13 protein-coding genes and 1 pseudogene are annotated in these 18,061 nt (G+C 72.3%); 10 read left to right on the forward strand and 4 right to left on the reverse strand.

Features of this window, described 5'->3' with window-relative positions:
• Window positions 1-869: glycoside hydrolase family 43 protein (locus FRZ03_RS10310; RefSeq protein WP_146464869.1), on the reverse strand; the 869-nt coding region annotated here is incomplete at its 3' end.
• Window positions 870-1,066: 197 nt separating this feature from the next.
• Between FRZ03_RS10310 and FRZ03_RS10315 the strand changes: the two genes are divergently transcribed.
• The 4 genes from FRZ03_RS10315 to FRZ03_RS10330 all read left to right on the forward strand — a co-directional run bounded on the left by FRZ03_RS10315 (window position 1,067) and on the right by FRZ03_RS10330 (window position 4,166).
• Window positions 1,067-1,648, forward strand: coding sequence for a GNAT family N-acetyltransferase (locus FRZ03_RS10315; protein WP_186785341.1), 582 nt, complete (start codon window positions 1,067-1,069; stop codon window positions 1,646-1,648).
• A gap of 241 nt (window positions 1,649-1,889) precedes the next feature.
• On the forward strand, window positions 1,890-2,453 hold the full coding sequence (locus FRZ03_RS10320; RefSeq protein WP_222443359.1) for a TetR/AcrR family transcriptional regulator: 564 nt from the start codon (window positions 1,890-1,892) through the stop codon (window positions 2,451-2,453).
• A gap of 118 nt (window positions 2,454-2,571) precedes the next feature.
• Complete coding sequence (locus FRZ03_RS10325; protein ID WP_222443360.1) at window positions 2,572-3,744, forward strand: aromatic ring-hydroxylating oxygenase subunit alpha; 1,173 nt, start codon at window positions 2,572-2,574, stop codon at window positions 3,742-3,744.
• A complete protein-coding gene (locus tag FRZ03_RS10330; RefSeq protein ID WP_146464845.1) occupies window positions 3,741-4,166 on the forward strand; it encodes a PaaI family thioesterase in 426 nt (141 codons plus the stop codon). The genes FRZ03_RS10325 and FRZ03_RS10330 overlap by 4 nt, the downstream gene beginning before the upstream one ends.
• 54 nt (window positions 4,167-4,220) lie before the next feature.
• Here FRZ03_RS10330 and FRZ03_RS10335 read toward each other — a convergent pair whose 3' ends face one another.
• Window positions 4,221-5,735 (reverse strand): class I adenylate-forming enzyme family protein, encoded by a 1,515-nt coding sequence (locus FRZ03_RS10335; RefSeq protein ID WP_146464846.1) that lies wholly within the window; start codon window positions 5,733-5,735, stop codon window positions 4,221-4,223.
• Window positions 5,736-5,887: 152 nt separating this feature from the next.
• Entirely contained in the window at window positions 5,888-8,107 is a 2,220-nt protein-coding gene (locus FRZ03_RS10340) for a protein kinase domain-containing protein (protein ID WP_146464847.1), read from the reverse strand.
• 285 nt (window positions 8,108-8,392) lie between these two features.
• On the opposite strand from FRZ03_RS10340, the gene FRZ03_RS10345 reads away from it, so the two are divergent.
• The 4 genes from FRZ03_RS10345 to FRZ03_RS10360 all read left to right on the forward strand — a co-directional run bounded on the left by FRZ03_RS10345 (window position 8,393) and on the right by FRZ03_RS10360 (window position 16,727).
• A complete protein-coding gene (locus tag FRZ03_RS10345; protein WP_186785338.1) occupies window positions 8,393-12,643 on the forward strand; it encodes a HAMP domain-containing protein in 4,251 nt (1,416 codons plus the stop codon).
• Between the two features lie 103 nt (window positions 12,644-12,746).
• Window positions 12,747-15,125 carry a SpoIIE family protein phosphatase gene (locus FRZ03_RS10350; RefSeq protein WP_146464871.1) on the forward strand — a complete coding sequence of 793 codons (2,379 nt, stop codon included), beginning with the start codon at window positions 12,747-12,749 and terminating at the stop codon, window positions 15,123-15,125.
• Window positions 15,126-15,286: 161 nt separating this feature from the next.
• Window positions 15,287-15,526 carry a DUF5133 domain-containing protein gene (locus FRZ03_RS10355; RefSeq protein WP_146464849.1) on the forward strand — a complete coding sequence of 80 codons (240 nt, stop codon included), beginning with the start codon at window positions 15,287-15,289 and terminating at the stop codon, window positions 15,524-15,526.
• Between the two features lie 163 nt (window positions 15,527-15,689).
• Window positions 15,690-16,727 carry a C40 family peptidase gene (locus FRZ03_RS10360; protein ID WP_146464850.1) on the forward strand — a complete coding sequence of 346 codons (1,038 nt, stop codon included), beginning with the start codon at window positions 15,690-15,692 and terminating at the stop codon, window positions 16,725-16,727.
• 40 nt (window positions 16,728-16,767) lie between these two features.
• Here FRZ03_RS10360 and FRZ03_RS10365 read toward each other — a convergent pair.
• Window positions 16,768-17,094: pseudogene (locus tag FRZ03_RS10365) on the reverse strand ((2Fe-2S) ferredoxin domain-containing protein); the annotation flags it as partial.
• On the opposite strand from FRZ03_RS10365, the gene FRZ03_RS10370 reads away from it, so the two are divergent.
• On the forward strand, window positions 17,081-17,494 hold the full coding sequence (locus tag FRZ03_RS10370) for an ArsR/SmtB family transcription factor (RefSeq protein WP_398660065.1): 414 nt from the start codon (window positions 17,081-17,083) through the stop codon (window positions 17,492-17,494). The pseudogene FRZ03_RS10365 and the gene FRZ03_RS10370 overlap by 14 nt on opposite strands.
• An 83-nt stretch (window positions 17,495-17,577) precedes the next feature.
• Complete coding sequence (locus FRZ03_RS10375; protein WP_146464851.1) at window positions 17,578-17,967, forward strand: hypothetical protein; 390 nt, start codon at window positions 17,578-17,580, stop codon at window positions 17,965-17,967.
• Window positions 17,968-18,061 lie beyond the last annotated feature (94 nt).

Raw genomic sequence — 18,061 nt, forward strand, 5'->3', positions numbered from 1 at the left:
CGCTCCGGAACGGGCGCGACGGCGGGCGAGCCGTCCTCGTCCCACTCCACGGGGGTCAGGAACGTCTCGCGGCCGAGCACGTGCACGTCGGGCGTGAAGCCGCCGGGCCGGACGCCGAGCAGCACCATCCACCAACTCCCGTCCGGAGCCTGGACCAGGTCGGCGTGGCCGGTGTTCTGGATGGAGCGGGCGGTGCCGCTGTGGGACAGCAGGGGGTTGGCGGGTGCGCCTTCCCAGGGGCCGCGGGGCGAGCGGCCGCGGGCGATGGACACGCTGTGGCCGCGTTCGGTGCCGCCTTCCGCTATCAGCAGGTACCACCAGTCGCCGATGCGGTAGAGGTGCGGCGCCTCGGGGAACTTGAGGCCGCTGCCCGACCACGTGGGGACGGGCCCCTCCAGCACCACTCCCCCGACCGGATCGATCCTGGCCAGGTTGATGCCGCCGCCGGGCCCGGAGAAGGCGCACCAGCAGGTACCGTCCTCCTCCCACGCCAGGTCCGGGTCGATCCCGGGCAGATCGATCCACACCGGGTCGCTCCACGGCCCCTCGGGCCGCTCGGCGGAGACGACGAAGGTGCCGCCGCCGTCGACATTGGTGCAGGCGACCCAGTAACGGCCGTCATGGTGACGGATGGTGGGGGCGTAGAGGCCGCCGGACGCCTTGGCGCCCGGGAGGGGCAGCGGCAGCTGCTCGGGACGGTCGAGCACGTTGCCGATCTGCTCCCAGTGCACGAGGTCCTTGCTGTGGAAGAGCGGCAGTCCCGGGAAGTACTCGAAGCTGGAGCACACCAGGTAGTAGTCGTCACCGACCCGGCACACGCTGGGGTCCGGGTGGAACCCGCTGATCACAGGGTTGTCGTACGTGCGCACAGAGCGTGTTCCCTTCGAGCCGCCGGCGCCGTGGAGCGGATCCAGGGCGTGTCCGACGCATGAGCGTAGGAGACGGAGCGGCCTCAGGGGAGGCCCTCGTGCGAGCGAAGTCGCAACCGACCTGGAGGAACACCGGCGAGACCGAGGATCAAGTGCCTGCGCCCCCTGATCGGCCGCACCTGTGTTTCCATGCGGCGGTGAAGAGTGAGAGCTTGTCCGGCGCGGACGCACCACCGAGCATCCGGCAGCGGGCCGATCGCGACCTCGGCGACTGTGTGCGGGTGCTGGCGGAGGTCCATGAGAACGACGGCTATCCGGTGAACTGGCCCGACTCGCCGACCGCATGGCTCACACCGCCCTCGCTCATCGTCTCGTGGGTGGCGGAACTGGGCGGCCGCCCAGCCGGCCATCTCGGCCTGTCCCACAGCACCGCCGGGGACGCGGCTCCCGGGCTGTGGAGCGCCCGCGCGGGGGTCGGTACCGACGCGATCGCCGTGGTCAACCGCTTGTTCGTCGCCCCATGGGCCCGCGGTCACGGGATCGGTGCCTTGCTGATGGCGCGGGCGGTCACCGCGGCCCGGGATCGCGGCCTGCATCCGGTGCTCGACGTGGTGGCCTCCGAAACCGCGGCGGCAGCTCTGTACGAGCGGCTCGGCTGGCAGCTGCTGGCCACCGTCGAACAGCGATGGAGTCCGGAGCAGAGGGTGGCGGTCCGGTGTTACGCGGCGGCACCGACCCACGCGGCACCGGCTCGGCGTCCTGGTCGCCGTGCCCCGTGACGGAATCCTCCGCGAACCGGGTCCCGCGCCAGGCGGGCGGCACCGGCCGGGACGGTGCCGGCCGCGCCGGCCCTGTCTCCGGGGAGCGGCGTCGGCTGCCGCCGGGCCGCACCGCACCCCTCAGGCGCTTCCTGGTTCACTGTTGCCTCCCGGCAGCAACACGGAAGGCCCAGCTCCCGCCATGGTGTATCGGCGCACGGAACGTACGAAGCAGCACGCCCGGACGAAGGAGGAGGCGTTCGTGCGCGCCGCGCACGAGCTGGTGGCCCGGGAGGGTTTCGCCGGGGCGAAGGTGGCCGCGGTGGCCGCGGCGTGCGGGGTGAGCGCGGGCTCGCTCTACTCGTACTTCGGCAGCAGGGACGAGCTGCTCGCGCGGGTCTTCCGGCGTGCCGCGGGCCGGGAACTGGCCGCCGTGCGCGGTGCGGTGGATGCCGCGCCCGCACGTCCCGAGGACCGGCTCAGGGCGTTCGCCGACACCTTCACCCGGCGTGCCCTGCGCGGGCGGCGGCTGGCGTGGTCCCTGCTCTTCGAACCGGTCTCGCCGGCCGTGGAGCGGGAACGGCTGGTGTACCGCCGGGAGTACGCGCAGCTGTGCGAGGGAGTCATCCGGGACGGCGTCGCGGCCGGGGTGTTCGCGCGGCAGAACGCGGCGGTCGCGGCCGGCGCCGTCATCGGCGCCATATCCGAGGCGCTGGTCGGCAGGCTCTCGCCGGAGGTCTCGCAGAAGGCGGAGGTGCCGGACGAGCAACTGGTCACCGAGATCCGCGACTTCTGCCTGCGGGCCCTCGGCCGCGCGCCTTCCTGACCGTCCCGTGCTCCGGAAGTCGTTGCCCCGCCCCGGCGCCCTCCGTACCATGAATTGAACGAGTATTCAGAGCTTGATCTGCGACGGGGGCCTTATGCGGCACAGTGAACAAGTGGCGATGATCAAGCGTCTTCTCGCGCTGCGCGAAACGCGCCGCGACGAGAAGATGCTCGACGACGTCGTCACGATCCCGGTCACCAAGTACACCGACGCGTCACTCCTGGAGCGGGAGATCGCCTCGGCCTTCTCCCGCTACCCGCTGGTCGCGGGGCACGCCTCGGCGCTCGGCGAACCCGGGGCCTACCTCACCAGCGACTGGGACCGGTTCCCCTATGTCGTCGTCAGGGGCGAGGACGGCCGGGTCCGCGCCTTCTACAACCAGTGCCGCCACCGCGGAGCCCGCCTCGCCGACCAGCCGGCGGGGACCGTGCAGAACTTCATCTGCCCCTTCCACGGCTGGGTCTACGGACTCGACGGCGCCCTGAAGGGCATCACCCGCGCCCATGACTTCCCCGGCGTCAAGACCTGCGACTACGGGCTGGTGGAACTGCCGGCCGCGGAGTCCGGCGGACTGATCTGGGTCGGCCGCACCCCCGGGGAGACCCTCGACATCCCCGGATTCCTCGGCACGTTCCACGAGGATCTGGTGAACTTCGACGTGGCCTCGCTCGTTCGGTACAAGAAGACCAAGGTGGTCAAGGAGGCCAACTGGAAGCTGCTGATCAAGACCTATCTGGAGGGCTACCACGTCCCGTACCTGCACCGGGACACCCTCGCGTTCGCCTTCAAGAAGGGGGTGATCGCGCACGACGAGGACGGACCGCACATCCGGCTGTCCGCGGCGCGCACCAACATAGGCGAGACCGCCCTGAAACCGGAGGAGGAGTGGCGCATCCTGGACTACGCCTCGGTGTACTACACGCTCTTCCCCAACACCTTCTTCATCCTGCATCCGGACTACGTGTCCATCAACACCTTCTGGCCGCTGGCGCCGGACCGCACGATCTGGACCCACGAAATGCTCTACCGCGACGCCGACTTCACCGGGTCCGCGGGGCAGAGCGCGCTGGCCAAGCGGTTCCGGTTCACCAATGACACGGTCTTCGACCAGGAGGACTTCGCCATCGCCGAGGACGTGCAGCGGACCCTGCTCCACGGAGGCAGCGACCACCACGTGCTGGGACTGGCGGAGGGCCTGCTCGCGATGTTCCAGCAGACCATCGACGAGCGGCTCACCGACCCGGACGCGGCCACCCCCGCCACCCCCCGAACGACAGGACACCACTCATGACCACGGACCTCGCCGATTTCGCGCACGGCATCTTCAAGGCCCAGCCCTTCAGCATGTTCCTGGGCGCCGAACTCACCTCGGTGGGGCCCGGCTCGGCCGAGATCCGCATCGCCAACCGGCCCGAGATCCAGCAGCAGCACGGCTTCGTGCACGGCGGAGTCCTGAGCTACCTGGCCGACAACGCGCTGACCTTCGCCGGCGGACTCGCCCTCGGCGGCGACGCGCTCACCGCCGAATACAAGATCAACTACGTGCGGCCCGCCGTGGGCGATCAGGTCGTCGCCCGCGCCGAGGCGACCGCCACCACGCGGCGGCAGGCCGTGTGCCAGTGCTCGGTCTACGCCGTCTCGGAGCAGGGGGAGGAGCAACTGGTCGCCGTGGCCCAGGGGACGATCGTCAGGGCGGGCAGGCAGGCCGACTGAAGACGCGTCAGGGCCGGTCGACCGGGCGGTCGGCCGGCCCGGGACCCGGTCGGGTCACGCCCCGGTGCGCACCTGTTCGCGCAGGATGTGCTTCTGCACCTTGCCGGAGGGAGTACGCGGCAGCGACGGGACCACCACCAGGTCCCTGGGGACCTTGTACTTCGCCAGCCTGGTGGAGAGAAACCCGCGCAACTCCTCCAGCGTCACCGCCGAGTCGGCCTCCACCACGGCGACGACGGTCTCGCCCCAGTCCGGGTGCGGCCGCCCGACGACGGCGGCGTCCCGGATCGCCGGATGCCGCAGGATCGCCTCCTCCACCTCGGGCGCGTAGACGTTCTCCCCGCCGGTGATGACGACATCCTTGCTCCGGCCGACGATGAACAGGTAACCGTCCTCGTCCACCCGGGCGAGGTCGCCGGACCTGTACCAGTCGCCCGCGAAGGCGCGCTCCGTCGCCTCCGGATCGTCGAGGTACCCCAGCATGCGGGTGGCCGAGCGCAGCCACAGCTCGCCGATCTCGCCCGCTCCGACGTCCAGGCCGTCCTTTCCGACCACGCGGATGTCCACGCCCGGCATGCCGCCCGCGCCGATCGACCCGGCCTTGGCGAGCTGCTCGTGCGGGCGGAGCACGGAACCCACCGGCCCCATCTCGCTCATTCCGTACACCTGGCAGAAGCGGTCCGCTCCGTACACCGCCTCCAGCGTCCGTACCGTCTCGGCGCCCAGCGGCGCCCCGCCGTAGGCCCACAGCCGCACGTTCGGCAGACCGAAGCCGGACGGGTCGATCCCCGCCGCGGACAGGGCCTTCAGCGGGGCGAGGTAGGCGATGGGGGCACCGAAGAAGGCCGTGACCCGGTGCTTTCGCACGGCCTCGAGGAAGGCGAGGGGCTGGTACTCCTTCAGGAGGACGACCGTGCCTCCCAGGTAGATCATCGACAGGAACCAGTTGTTCAGGGGCGAGGCGTGCCAGATAGGCATGGCCAGCAGGAACCGGTCCTCGCGGCGCAGCCCCGCGGCGGCCGCGGTGTACGCGGGCACGGCGGACAGCCCGCGGTGGGAGTGCAGACAGCCCTTGGGCGCGCCGGTCGTCCCGGAGGTGTACAGCACCTGCGCGACGGCGTCGGGCCCGGCTTCCACCCCCTCCCATTCCGGCGCCCCGGCGACCAGCCGGTCGAACTCCCCGCCGCCGGTGTCGTCCGTGGTGAGCACATCGGCCTCGGGGGCGGCCTCGCGCATACGCCCGGACAGTTCCTCCGCGACGACGGCGACCCGCAGCTTCGAATGCCCTACCAGGTACGCCAGTTCGGGCGCGGTCAGCTTGTGGTTGACCGGCACCAGCGCCGCCCCGGCCCGCCAGATCCCGAACGCCGCCACGGCGAAGGCGGGGGTGTTGTACGTCATCACCCCCACGCGGTCCCCGGGCCGTACCCCGCGCTCCCGCAGCACGGCGGCGGCCCGCTTCGAAGCCGCGAGCAGCTCCGCGTACGTCATCGACCCCAGATCGGACACGAGGGCCGGCTTTTCGCCGCAGCCGCGGGCCGACCCCTCCAGCATCCATGTCAGGTTCACCGCAGGGTCCTCCGTATCCTCGCGGGGCTGCCATACCGGGGGTTCCCCGGCACGGCAAGGATTGAATCATCGTTCAATACCGCGGGGAAGCTTCAACGTCCTTCGCGACGGGGGCGGTTCCCCGGCCCGCGTCCGCGAGGCGGGGAGCGCGGTCACACGGGGACGGGTCTCCGTCCGGGGTGTGCCGGGTCCAGGGTGAACAGGGTGCCGTCGGAGGTCGCCAGCACCAGGGCGCCCTTGTTGAACCACACGGTGGGCAGCAGGCCGCTGTCCAGCACCTCCGCGCGGGCCGAGGACTCCCACAGCAGGGTGCCGCGCCCGGTGTCGAGGGCGGCCACCCGGCCGCTGCCGCCCGCCAGGTACACGGTGCGTCCGCTCGGGTCCACCGAAGCCTGCCCCGGTGTCTCCAGGGTCGTACGGCTCTGCCACAGCCGGGCTCCGGTCACCGGCGAGACGGCCGTGACCAGACCGCTGGAGGTGGCGAAGTACAGGGTGCCGTGGGCCAGGGTCGGCATCCCGCCCCGGTACCGCTGCGGAAGCGGCGTCAGGGCGCGTTCGCCGGTGCGCGGGTCGACGCGCACGATCCGGGTGTAGATCAGGTCGGGGCCGTTGGCCACCGGGCGGTCGTCGGCTTCCACGAAGACCAGTCGTCCGTCCCGGACGCCGACGAAGCTCCGCTGCTGGGCGGGGGACGTCAGGGTGCGCACGGAACCGTCGGCGGGATCGACGACGAGGAACTTCGAGGTGTGCACGCCTTCGGCCGCGGCGACGCACTCCACGTACGGGCGGTCGCCCGCGGCGAGCGGGGAGCAGTCGTATCCGGTGGGCACGGGGATCGTCCGGCGCACCGTTCCGTCGCGCGCCGAGCGGACGGTCACGGCGCTGCCGTCGCCCTCCTGCGTCAGCGTCACCCCGGCCGCGTAGACCGAGCCCGGGCTGTCGACGCGCACCGGGTGGGACCAGAGCGTGCTGCCGGTCGCCCCGTCGAGCGCGAGGAGGGACTGCGACCGGCCCGTGCCGCCCTCGCCGGTGACGGTCAGCTCCACGAGCACCTCGCCGTGGTACGCGCCGAGGACGTTCGTGACGTACCGGTCGGCCGGGACTCCGGCGGGCGCGATGCCGGAGCGCCACAGCGTGCGCCCGGTGGTGGCGTCGATCCGTTCCGGGAGGAGCGCGCTGCCCGCGCAGTAGAGGGCGCCGCCGTCCGCCACGCAGGCCGGCGCCCTGTTCCCCTCGTAGCCCGGTGCCTGCTTCACGCCCTTCTCGGCGACCGCGGACGCGGTCGTCTGCCAGGGCTGCCAGCCGGCAGGGAGCGCGGCCCACCGCCCGGCGGGAGCCGCCGAGGCGGCCCGCGCGCTGCCGTCGCCGCTCGGCGGCCCCAGCAGGAGGTAGCCGGTCAGGGCCGCGGCCAGCGCGCCGGCGACGCCCAGCAGGACCCGCGGTCCGCGCCTTCGGGGGCGGACCGCGACGGTCGGGGCGCCGGACGGTCCGGCGCCGGTCGGGGCGCCGGACGGTCGGGCGGGCAGCCGCAGCGTCATCGTCGCCGGTTCGTCCGGCGACGGCTCCGGCAGCGCCTCGGCGAACTCCCGGGCCAGCTCTTGCGGCCCCGGCCGGTCGGCGGGGTCCTTGGCCAAGCAGCGCTCCAGCACCGCCCGCACCGGTCCGCTCACCCCGTCGAGGACCGGCTCCTCGTGGACCACGCGGTAGCCGGTCAGGTAGGGGCTGTCGGCGTCGAACGGGCCGCGCCCGGTGACGCAGTACACCAGCAGCGCGCCGAGCGAGAAGACGTCCGAGGCCGGGCCGACCGTACGGGCGTCGGTGAACTGTTCCGGGGACATGAAGGGCGGAGTGCCGATCACCTGCCCGGTCTCGGTGAGGGTGTGGTGGTTCTCGGCCGCCCGGGAGATGCCGAAGTCGATGACGCGGGGACCGTCCTCGGCCATCAGCACGTTGGCCGGTTTCAGGTCGCGGTGCACCACCCCGGCCCGGTGGATGTCCCGCAGCGCCTCCACCAGGCCGAGCGCCAGCGTCCGTAATTCGGCCGGGCGCAGCGGGCCCCGGTCGCGGATGCGCGCGGCGAGCGAGCGGCCGGGGACGTACTGGGTGGCCATCCAGGGCGTCTCCGCCTCCGGGTCGGCGTCCACCACGGCGGCGGTGAAGGCGCCGCTCACCCGGCGGGCGGCCTCGATCTCCTGCCGGAACCGGGCGCGGAAGACGGGGTCCTGGGCGTACCGGGCGTGGACCACCTTGACGGCGACCTCGCGGCCGGAACGCGCTCTGCCCCGGTAGACCATGCCCATGCCGCCGGCCCCGAGCCGGTCGAGCAGCCGGTAGCCGCCGATGGACCTCGGGTCGTCCTTGTGCAGCGGCACGCGCCCCTCCCTCGATCGCCCGGCAGTGCCGGGGGCCACCTTACGGAACCGGCCGTGGCCGCCGTCGGGCCGCCCGGGCACTCGGCGGGCTCCCGCGGCGGTGCGTCCGGGGCCGGACCGTCGCTTTGTGCGGGCCCGCGCAACTGGGTTAACCTTCGGCGTATTTCCTCGTCGGGTAAATCCGTGAACTGGGGAAATGCACACCGATCGTCGGGTCAGGCCGCGTGCCCGGCGCTGGTTCCGGGCCCCTCCATGGGGCTCTTGGGGAGCGGAATGAGGGTGCGCATGGCCGGCAAGGCGACCGGGACGACCGACGCGGTCCCGGGCGACGAGGAACTGAGAAGACTCCTCGCGGGGCTGACCGCGGTCCGGGACGGAGACTTCGGCACCCGGCTGCCGGACGACTCCTCCGGGCTCATGGGCGACATCGCCACCGTCTTCAACGGGATGGTCGACCAGTTGTCCGTGTTCACCTCCGAGGTCACCCGGGTGGCGCGCGAGGTGGGCACCGAGGGCACGCTCGGCGGGCAGGCGCAGGTGCCGGGGGTCTCGGGCACCTGGGCCGTGCTGACCGACTCGGTCAACGCCATGGCGGGGAACCTCACCACGCAGGTCCGTGACATCGCCCAGGTGGCCACGGCGGTGGCCAAGGGTGATCTGTCGCAGAAGATCGACGTGCCCGCGCGCGGTGAGATCCTCCAGCTGAAGGAGACCGTCAACACGATGGTCGACCAGCTGTCCGCCTTCGCCGACGAGGTCACCCGCGTCGCCCGCGAGGTCGGCACCGAAGGACGCCTCGGCGGCCAGGCACAGGTGCCGGGCGTCGCCGGGGTCTGGCGCGACCTGACGGATTCGGTCAACTTCATGGCCGGAAACCTCACCGCCCAGGTCCGCAACGTCGCCCAGGTGACGACGGCGGTCGCGCAGGGCGACCTCTCCCAGAAGATCACCGTCGACGCCCGCGGCGAGATCCTCGAACTCAAGAGCACCATCAACACGATGGTCGACCAGCTCTCCGCCTTCGCCGACGAGGTCACCCGCGTCGCCCGCGAGGTCGGCACCGAAGGACGCCTCGGCGGCCAGGCGGACGTGAAGGGCGTCAAGGGGACCTGGCGCGACCTGACGGATTCGGTCAACTTCATGGCCGGAAACCTCACCGCCCAGGTCCGCAACGTCGCCCAGGTGGCCACGGCGGTGGCACAGGGCGACCTCTCCCAGAAGATCACCGTCGACGCCCGCGGCGAGATCCTCGAACTCAAGAGCACCATCAACACGATGGTCGACCAGCTCTCCGCCTTCGCCGACGAGGTCACCCGCGTCGCCCGCGAGGTCGGCACCGAAGGACGCCTCGGCGGCCAGGCACAGGTGCGGGGGGTCGCCGGCACCTGGAAGGACCTCACCGACAACGTCAACGTGATGGCCTCCAACCTCACGGGCCAGGTGCGTTCCATCACCCAGGTCGCCACGGCCGTCGCCAAGGGCGATCTCTCGCAGAAGATCACCGTGGAGGCCAAGGGCGAGGTCGCCGCGCTCGCCGACGTCATCAACACCATGGTCGACACCCTCTCGGCGTTCGCCGACGAGGTGACCCGGGTGGCGCGCGAGGTCGGCACCGAGGGACGCCTCGGCGGCCAAGCCCACGTGCCCAATGTGGCCGGCACCTGGAAGGACCTCACCGACAACGTCAACTCCATGGCCAACAACCTCACCGGCCAGGTGCGCAACATCGCGCTGGTGACCACGGCCGTGGCCAAGGGCGACCTGTCGAAGAAGATCGACGTCGACGCGCGCGGCGAGATCCTCGAACTGAAGACGACCATCAACACGATGGTCGACCAGCTGTCCGCCTTCGCCGACGAGGTGACCCGGGTGGCGCGCGAGGTCGGCACCGAGGGACGCCTCGGCGGCCAGGCCGAGGTCGAGGGCGTCTCCGGCACCTGGAAGCGGCTCACCGAGAACGTCAACGAACTCGCCGGGAACCTCACCCGGCAGGTCCGGGCCATCGCCGACGTCGCCAGCGCCGTCGCCGAGGGCGATCTGACCCGGTCCATCACGGTCGACGCGTCCGGCGAGGTCGCCGACCTCAAGGACAACATCAACTCCATGGTGGAGTCGCTGCGCGAGACCACCCTGGCCAACCAGGAACAGGACTGGCTCAAGACCAACCTCGCCCGGATCTCCGGTCTCATGCAGGGCCACCGGGACCTGCGCGTGGTGGCCGAGCTGATCATGGACGAGCTGGTGCCCCAGGTGTCCGCCCAGTACGGCGCCTTCTACCTCGCCGAGGAGGGCGCCGCGGGGCCCGAGCTGCGGCTCGTCGGCTCGTACGGGCGCCCCGACGGGGACGACCGGCCCGAGCGGATCTCCTTCGGCCGCTCCCTGGTCGGCCAGGCCGCGCGCAGCCGCCGCACCATCGCGGTGGACGAGCTGCCGCCGGGGTACGTCACCATCTCCTCCGGTCTCGGACAGGTGGTGCCGACCGCGCTGCTGCTGCTGCCCATCCTCTTCGAGGAGCAGGTGCTCGGCGTGATCGAGCTGGCCTCCGTCACCCGGTTCACCGCCGTCCAGCGGGACTTCCTCCAGCAGCTCGTGGACACCATCGGCGTCAACGTCAACACGATCGTCGCCAACGCGCGCACCGACGAACTCCTGGAGGAGTCCCAGCGCCTCACCAGCGAACTCCAGGCCCGCTCCGCCGAGTTGCAGGCCCGGCAGGAGGAGCTGCAACGCTCCAACGCCGAACTGGAGGAGAAGGCCTCGCTGCTCGCCGAGCAGAACCGCGACATCGAGGGGAAGAACCTCCAGATCGAGCAGGCGCGGCAGGAGCTGGAGGCGCGCGCCCAGCAGCTGTCGCTCGCCTCCAAGTACAAGTCCGAGTTCCTCGCCAACATGAGCCACGAGCTGCGCACCCCGCTCAACAGCCTGCTCATCCTGGCCCAGTTGCTCGCCCAGAACCCCTCCCGCAACCTCACCCCCAAGCAGGTGGAGTACGCGGGCATCATCCACTCGGCGGGCTCGGACCTGCTCCAGCTGATCAACGACATCCTCGACCTGTCCAAGGTCGAGGCCGGCAAGATGGACGTGACGCCCGAGCGCGTCTCGCTGCGCCAGCTCATCGAGTACGTCGAGGCCACCTTCCGGCCGATGACGTCCCAGAAGAGCCTCGGGTTCACCGTCACCACGTCGGCCGGCGCGCCCGCCGACCTGCTCACCGACGACTCCCGGCTCCGCCAGATCCTGCGCAACCTGCTGTCCAACGCGGTGAAGTTCACCGAGCAGGGCGGGGTGGAACTGCGCGTCGAGCCCGCCGCCGACGACGAGGTGCCGCGGGGTGTGGTGCGCGGGGGCGCGGTGGTCGCGTTCCGGGTGAAGGACACCGGCATCGGCATCCCGGAGCAGCAGCTGGAGAGCATCTTCGGCGCGTTCCAGCAGGCGGACGGCACCACCAGCCGCAAGTACGGCGGCACCGGGCTCGGACTGTCCATCACCCGGGAGATCGCCCATCTGCTCGGCGGCGCCGTCACCGTCGACAGCGTCCCGGGGAAGGGCAGTACCTTCACCCTCTTCCTGCCCGTGGCGCGGCCCGACTTCGACGAGCACCTGCACGGCGTGCGGGAGACCGCCGAACCGGACGCGGCGGAGCGGGCGGCCGCCGCGCCCCCGCGTGAGCTGGAGGCGTCGCCGCCGCGTGTCGCGGCCAAGCGGCAGCGCGCCCGCAGACTGCTCGTGGTGGAGGAACGCCCGCGCGGTCTGCTGACCCTGGTCGCCGAGAGCGTCGTCGGCGACATGGACCACGGTCACGCCGACGGCATCCCGGTCGACATCATCACCGCGGTCGGCGCCCAGGAGGCGGCCGGCGCCCTCGCCGCCGAACCCTGCCACTGCGTGGTGGTGGAACTGGGCAGCCCGGACGGGGAGTCGGCCCGCTTCCTGGCGGCGCTGCACGGCGACCTCGCCGGCGTCCCCGTGCTGGTGCACAGCTCCCACCGCGCCGAGTACCCGCCGGCGGAACCGGGCGGCTCGCTGGAGTACCTCTCCAGCCTGGACGAGCTGCGGGAGCGGATCGCCCTGCACCTGTCGGCCGAGGAGCCGGGCGAGGTCCTCACCTTCGTCCGCGGCGAGGAGCTGCAGCACGCTCCGGCCGACCTGGTCGACGAGCAGACCCGCGGCCGTACCGTCCTGGTCGTCGACGACGACGCGCGCAACCTGTTCGCACTCAGCGGCATCCTCGAACTGCACGGTTTCCGCGTCCTGCACGCGGAGAACGGCCGCAAGGGCATCGAGACGCTGGTGAACAACCCGGACGTCGAACTGGTCCTGATGGACGTGATGATGCCGGAGATGGACGGGTACACCGCCACCGCCGAGATCCGCCGCATGCCGCAGTACGCCGACCTGCCGGTGATCGCCGTGACGGCGAAGGCGATGCACGGCGACCGGGAGAAGAGCCTCGCCTCCGGGGCCAGCGACTACGTGACGAAACCGGTGGACACCCGCGACCTCATCGCCTGCGTCCGGCGCTGGCTGCCCGCATGAGGCCCGCAGCGGCACCGCGCGTCCGTCCTTCCGCAGGCCGAGGAGTACCCCGGTGAACATCCAGCCATCCGCCGAGCCCGGCACGGCCGAGGCGGCGAGCGGTGTGCCCGCTCCCCTGTCCCCGGTGGACGACGTGGCGGCCGAGGTGTCCGCGACCTCCCCGGTGGGCAGGCTCGCCGCCACCGTGGAGCGGCTGCGCCGCGAGGTGCGGACCGCGCAGGCCGAGGCCGAGGGCCGGGCACTGATCGAACTGGCCAAGGGCATCCTGGTCGAGCGGCTCGGCTGCGGCCCGGCCCAGGCCGGCCGGCAGCTCGCCGAACTGGCCGAGCAGGCGCAGGTGACCTCACTGGAACTCGCGGTGGACGTCATCAACCAGGCGGCCCAGGACCGGGTCGCGGAGGTGACCGAGGCCTTCCTGTCCACGGCCGCGGACCCCACCGGCCAGACCGAGGAGTCCGCCGCCGTGCGGTTGCGCGCCGCCGAGAGCGGTGTCCTGGCCGCCCACGACGCCCAGGCCATGGCCGACTCACTGCTCGAACACGCCCTGCGCCCGCTCGGCGCCGTCGCGGTGGCCATCTGGGCGGCCGGCTCGGACGGTTCGCTCGCGCTGGCCGGCAGCGCCGGCTTCACCCCCGCCGAGGCGGCCCGCTGGTGCTACGTCCCGCCCGACGTGGCCACGGTGGCCCGGCGCGGCCTGACGGAGCCCGAGGGGCAGTGGCTGCCCTCCGTCGCCGAGTCCGGGCTGCCCACCATCGGCCGGCGCGACCACCCCGACGGCGCCCGGATCGCCGTACCCGCCGGCGCGGGCGGCCGGATCCACGGCGTGCTGGAGATCGCCTGGCCCGGGCCCGAGGAGCCGCTGCCGCGCCCGGTGGTGCGTCAGGTGGAGACCCTCGCCGAACTGTGCGCGCACACCCTGGAGGGCTTCGTGCCCTCCGCCGGGACCAGTTGGGGACCGCGGGTGGTGCCGGACGTGGCGGAGCTGATGGACCTGGCGGACGGGCTGCACGACCCGGCCCTGGTGCTGGTGCCGCACCTCGGTGACGACGGGCGGCTCGTAGACTTCCGCATCCAGCACGTCAACAGCCGCTTCCTCGACCCGGCGGGCAGGTCGCGGGCCGTCGTCGGCGGGGCCCTGCTGCTGGAGGCCTACCCGATGGCCGCGGGCACCGGGGAGCTGTTCCAGCGCGTGGAGCGGGTCTACGCCACCGGCGAGCCGTTCCGCGCGCACCGGATGCGGCTGACCGCGCTGGTCGACCAGGTGCCGCTGTCCGCGGTCGCCGACATCAGCATCAGCCGCCACGGCTCCGGCGTGCTGCTCATCTGGCGCATCGAGGACGAGGCCGCCCGGCTGGCGAGCCTGCTCCAGCACGCCCAGCGGCTCGGCCGGATCGGCGGTTTCGAGGAGAACCTGCTGACGGGCGAGATCACCTGGAACGGCCAGATGTTCGACCTCTACGGCCGCCCGCCCACGAGTTCCCCGGTGCCGCTGGAGGACCTGCCCGCCTACTCCCACGCGGACGACGCCGTGCAGATCGGGCGGTTCCTGCGCACCCTGCTGCACCAGCACCGGCCGGCGTCCGCCGCCTTCCGGCTGCGGCGGCCGGACGGTGTCACCCGGCACATGCGCGTGGTCGCCGAACCGGTCCTGGACACCGCCGGGCAGCTGTTCGGGGTGCGCGGCGCCTACCAGGACATCTCCGCCCAGCACTGGACCGAGGTGGCCCTCGCCGCGACGCGCGACCAGCTCGCCCACACCGAGCAGCAGGCCGTCGAGCGCAACCGGCTCACCCTCCAGCTCCAGCACGCGATCATGCCGCCCGCCCAGGCGCCGTTGCGCGTGCCCAGCCTCCAGGTGGCGGTGCGCTACCGGCCGGCCGAGACGGAACACCTGGTCGGCGGCGACTGGTACGACGCCGTGGTGCTGCCCTCGGGGCTGGTGCTGCTGTGCGTCGGTGACGTGGCCGGGCACGGGATCGAGGCGGCCACCAGCATGGTCGTCCTGCGCAACGCGCTGCGCGGCCTGGCCGTCACCGGGGCCGGTCCGGCGCAGTTGCTGTCCTGGCTGAACATCGTCGCCCACCATCTGACGGGCGCGGTCACCGCGACCGCCGTGTGCGGTCTGTACGACGGCGAGCGCCGTACGCTGCGCTGGGCGCGGGCGGGTCATCTGCCGCCGGTGCTGGTGCGCACGGGCGAGGCGACCACGCTGCCGAGGCTCAAGGGCCTGTTGCTGGGCGCCCTGCCGGAGGCGGAGTACGAGGAGACCGAGGTGCGGCTGGCCCCGGGCGACACCCTGCTGATGTACACCGACGGGCTGATCGAGCGCCGGGACCGCTCGGTGGAGGAGTCCCTGTCGCATCTGCTGGAGACGGCGCGTTCGGGCCCCCGGACCCTGGACCAGCAGCTGGACCGGCTGCTCACGTACAGCAGGTCGGACACCGACGACGACACCTGCATCGTGGGCATCAGGGTCGGCTGACGGCGGGCGGCCCGGCGCGCGGCCGCTACCCGCCTTGGTGGCACAGGGGTTCGCTCCCGATGCATACGGTGATCGTTCGCGGGCACACGAAGCGCCGAAGGACCTGTTCGCGGGGTCCCGGCCGGGGCCGTGTGCCCGCCCACCGAGAGAGGGATGTCGCTGTGTTGCTGCCTGCGGAGAAGGAACTGCGCGCGCTGCTGGCCCGCTTCGCCGAGGCCCGCTTCCGCCATGACCTTCAGCCCACCGGCCACTCCAGCCGGGAGCTGGAGGACACTTCGTACACGCTGTGCGTGATGACCGGCACCCGGTCGGTGGACGAGGCCCTCGCCGCAGCCGACGTCCTGCTGGAGCGGTTGCGCACCGAACGCCAGGCGGCGGCCCGGCCCGTGCTGGCCGCCTGAGGCGGCGAACGGGCCTTTCCATGCAAACATTTGATCTAACCGTGAGGAAGTCATTAAGGTCTAGTTCCAACCCCCGTTGGTGATCGCTCAGAGGGAGCGACGGCGGCGGGCGCCGCCCACCGATGTGCCGGCAGGCGGCTGAAGGAGCAAGGAGTTCGCCCCTGTGGCGTCCCATCGTCGACCCAAGCAGCCGAGCCGCACGCGTGTCACCGTACTGACCACCGCAGCCGCCGCTGCCGTCGTTCTCAGCGCGAACGCCGCCAACGCCGCACCGAGCGAGAAGCTCGGCAAGGACGAGGTCAAGGCGAAGGTCGACAAGCTGTACGAGCAGGCGGAGCAGGCCACCGAGAAGTACAACGGTGCCAAGGAGAAGCAGGAGAAGCTCCAGAAGGAGATATCCACGATCCAGGACGAGGTCGCGCGGGGCCAGGAAGACCTCAACGCGCTGCGCGACGGCCTGGGTTCGCTGGCGACCGCGCAGTACCGCTCCGGCGGCATCGACCCCTCGGTGCAGCTCTTCCTGTCGGCCGACCCGGACGACTTCCTGGACAAGGCGTCCACGCTGGACCAGTTGAGCGGCCAGCAGGTCGAGGCCCTGAAGAAGATCCAGGCCAAGCAGCGTGAACTCGCCCAGCAGCGCGCCGAGGCCACCGAGAAGCTCAAGGACCTCGCCGCCACCCGCACGGAACTGGGCAACAAGAAGAAGGAGGTCCAGGGGAAGCTCGCCGAGGCGCAGAAGATCCTCAACACCCTGACCGCCAAGGAGAAGGCGGACCTCGCCGCCGAACAGCAGCGCGCCGACCGTTCCTCCACCGAGCGGGTGGACCTCGGCAACCACAGCTCCGCCTCCGGCCGGGCCACCGCCGCCTTCTCCGCCGCCCAGAGCCAGATCGGCAAGCCGTACGTCTACGGCGCCACCGGCCCCTCCTCCTTCGACTGCTCGGGCCTGACCTCCTGGGCCTACGCGCAGGCCGACGTCTCCATCCCGCGCACCTCCGAGGCGCAGTCGGGCATCGGGACCCGTCTCACGCGCAGCCAGCTCCAGGTCGGCGACCTGGTCTTCTTCTTCAACGACCTGCACCACGTGGGCCTCTACGCGGGCAACGGCCAGATCCTGCACGCCCCGCGCACCGGCACGGTCGTGCGGTACGAGTCGATGGACACCATCGGCGGCCCGTTCATGTTCGGCGTCCGGGTCTGACCCCGGGCCGCCGCCTGGGCCGCTCCCCCGGCGGCGGCCGTCAGCCTTCCACGGCCTGGCGGACGCGCCGGGAAGGGCTGAACTCGTACAGGTCGAGCACACCGGGCGGGTCCGCCAGGCCCGGGCCGCCGGCGGCGATCCACGCGGCGATGTCGGCGGCGGCCTCGGTGTCGTTGACCAGGCCGAGGCACACGGGCCGCCCGCCGGCGGCCCGCCCGGCCGGGGACGGCTGGACCACGATCACATTCGCGTGCTCGCAGGCGTCCAGGCAGCCCGTCGCCCGGACCCGCCCGAGGCGGGCCAACGCCTCCCGCAGCAGGGCGAGTCGGGCGGCGTGATCGACGCCGGGGAGCTTGTCGGTTCCGCAGCGTCATGGAGCCGCACAGCCGTCAGGACGCGTCCCCCGCAGGAGTCTGGACGCGGCCAGCGCCGCCAAGGTGGCCACCACCCTCCAGGCCCTGGCGACCCCTTCACGGCTGCTCATCCTCGCCCGGCTGCGCGAGGGCCCGCTGCCCGCGACCGAACTGGCCGCCGAGGTCGGCATGGAACAGTCCGCCTGCTCCCACCAGTTGCGCCTGCTGCGCAACCTCGGCCTCGTCGTCGGCACCCGCAAGGGCCGCTCCATCGTCTACTCGCTCTACGACAACCACGTCGCGGAACTCATCGACCAGGCCATCTACCACGTGGAACACCTCCGCCTCGGCCTGACCGACGCCGCCGCCCACGGCGAGCCGGAGCCGGAGGCGGCGGGCCTGCCGAGCGCCTGACCACACCCGCCGTTTCACCTGATCCAGTGATCCCTCCCCACTGACCGGAACCGACCGCTCCCGGCCGACTACGCTCCGCGTTCATGCGAGCCGAGTCAGAGAGGCGCAGCAGCCGCTCCCTGCCGTGGGCCGGAGCGGTGGTCGCCCTGTTGCTGATCACGCTCGTGCATGTCTTCGCCTGCTGTCACGGCCCGGCCGCCGGACCCGCCCAGCGCGCCGACGTCCTGGTGTCGGCCGGGCCGGGCGCGCCGTCCCCCGATCACCAGGCTCACTGCTGGGGTCTGGACGAGCCGACCGCCCAGCCACCGCGCGACGCCGGACCGGTGGACCCGCCGCTCGCGGCCGCCGCCCCGGCCGGGCCGCTCGACGCCGCCGCGGCCGTCCCGGTGCCGGTACCGCGCCGCTCCCCCTGCGCCTCCCGCGCGTCGTCCCCCGGACATGCGCGGGCCCTGCTCGGCGTGTGGCGGACCTGATCGCTCCCGCGCCGGCGCCCGTCCGATCCGGGCCGCCCGGCGAACGATCACCTCCGTCCCCTCCCCCAACACCGGCCCGGCCGCGGTTCGACGC

Source organism: Streptomyces misionensis (genome assembly GCF_007896895.1).
Taxonomy (GTDB): domain Bacteria; phylum Actinomycetota; class Actinomycetes; order Streptomycetales; family Streptomycetaceae; genus Streptomyces; species Streptomyces misionensis_A.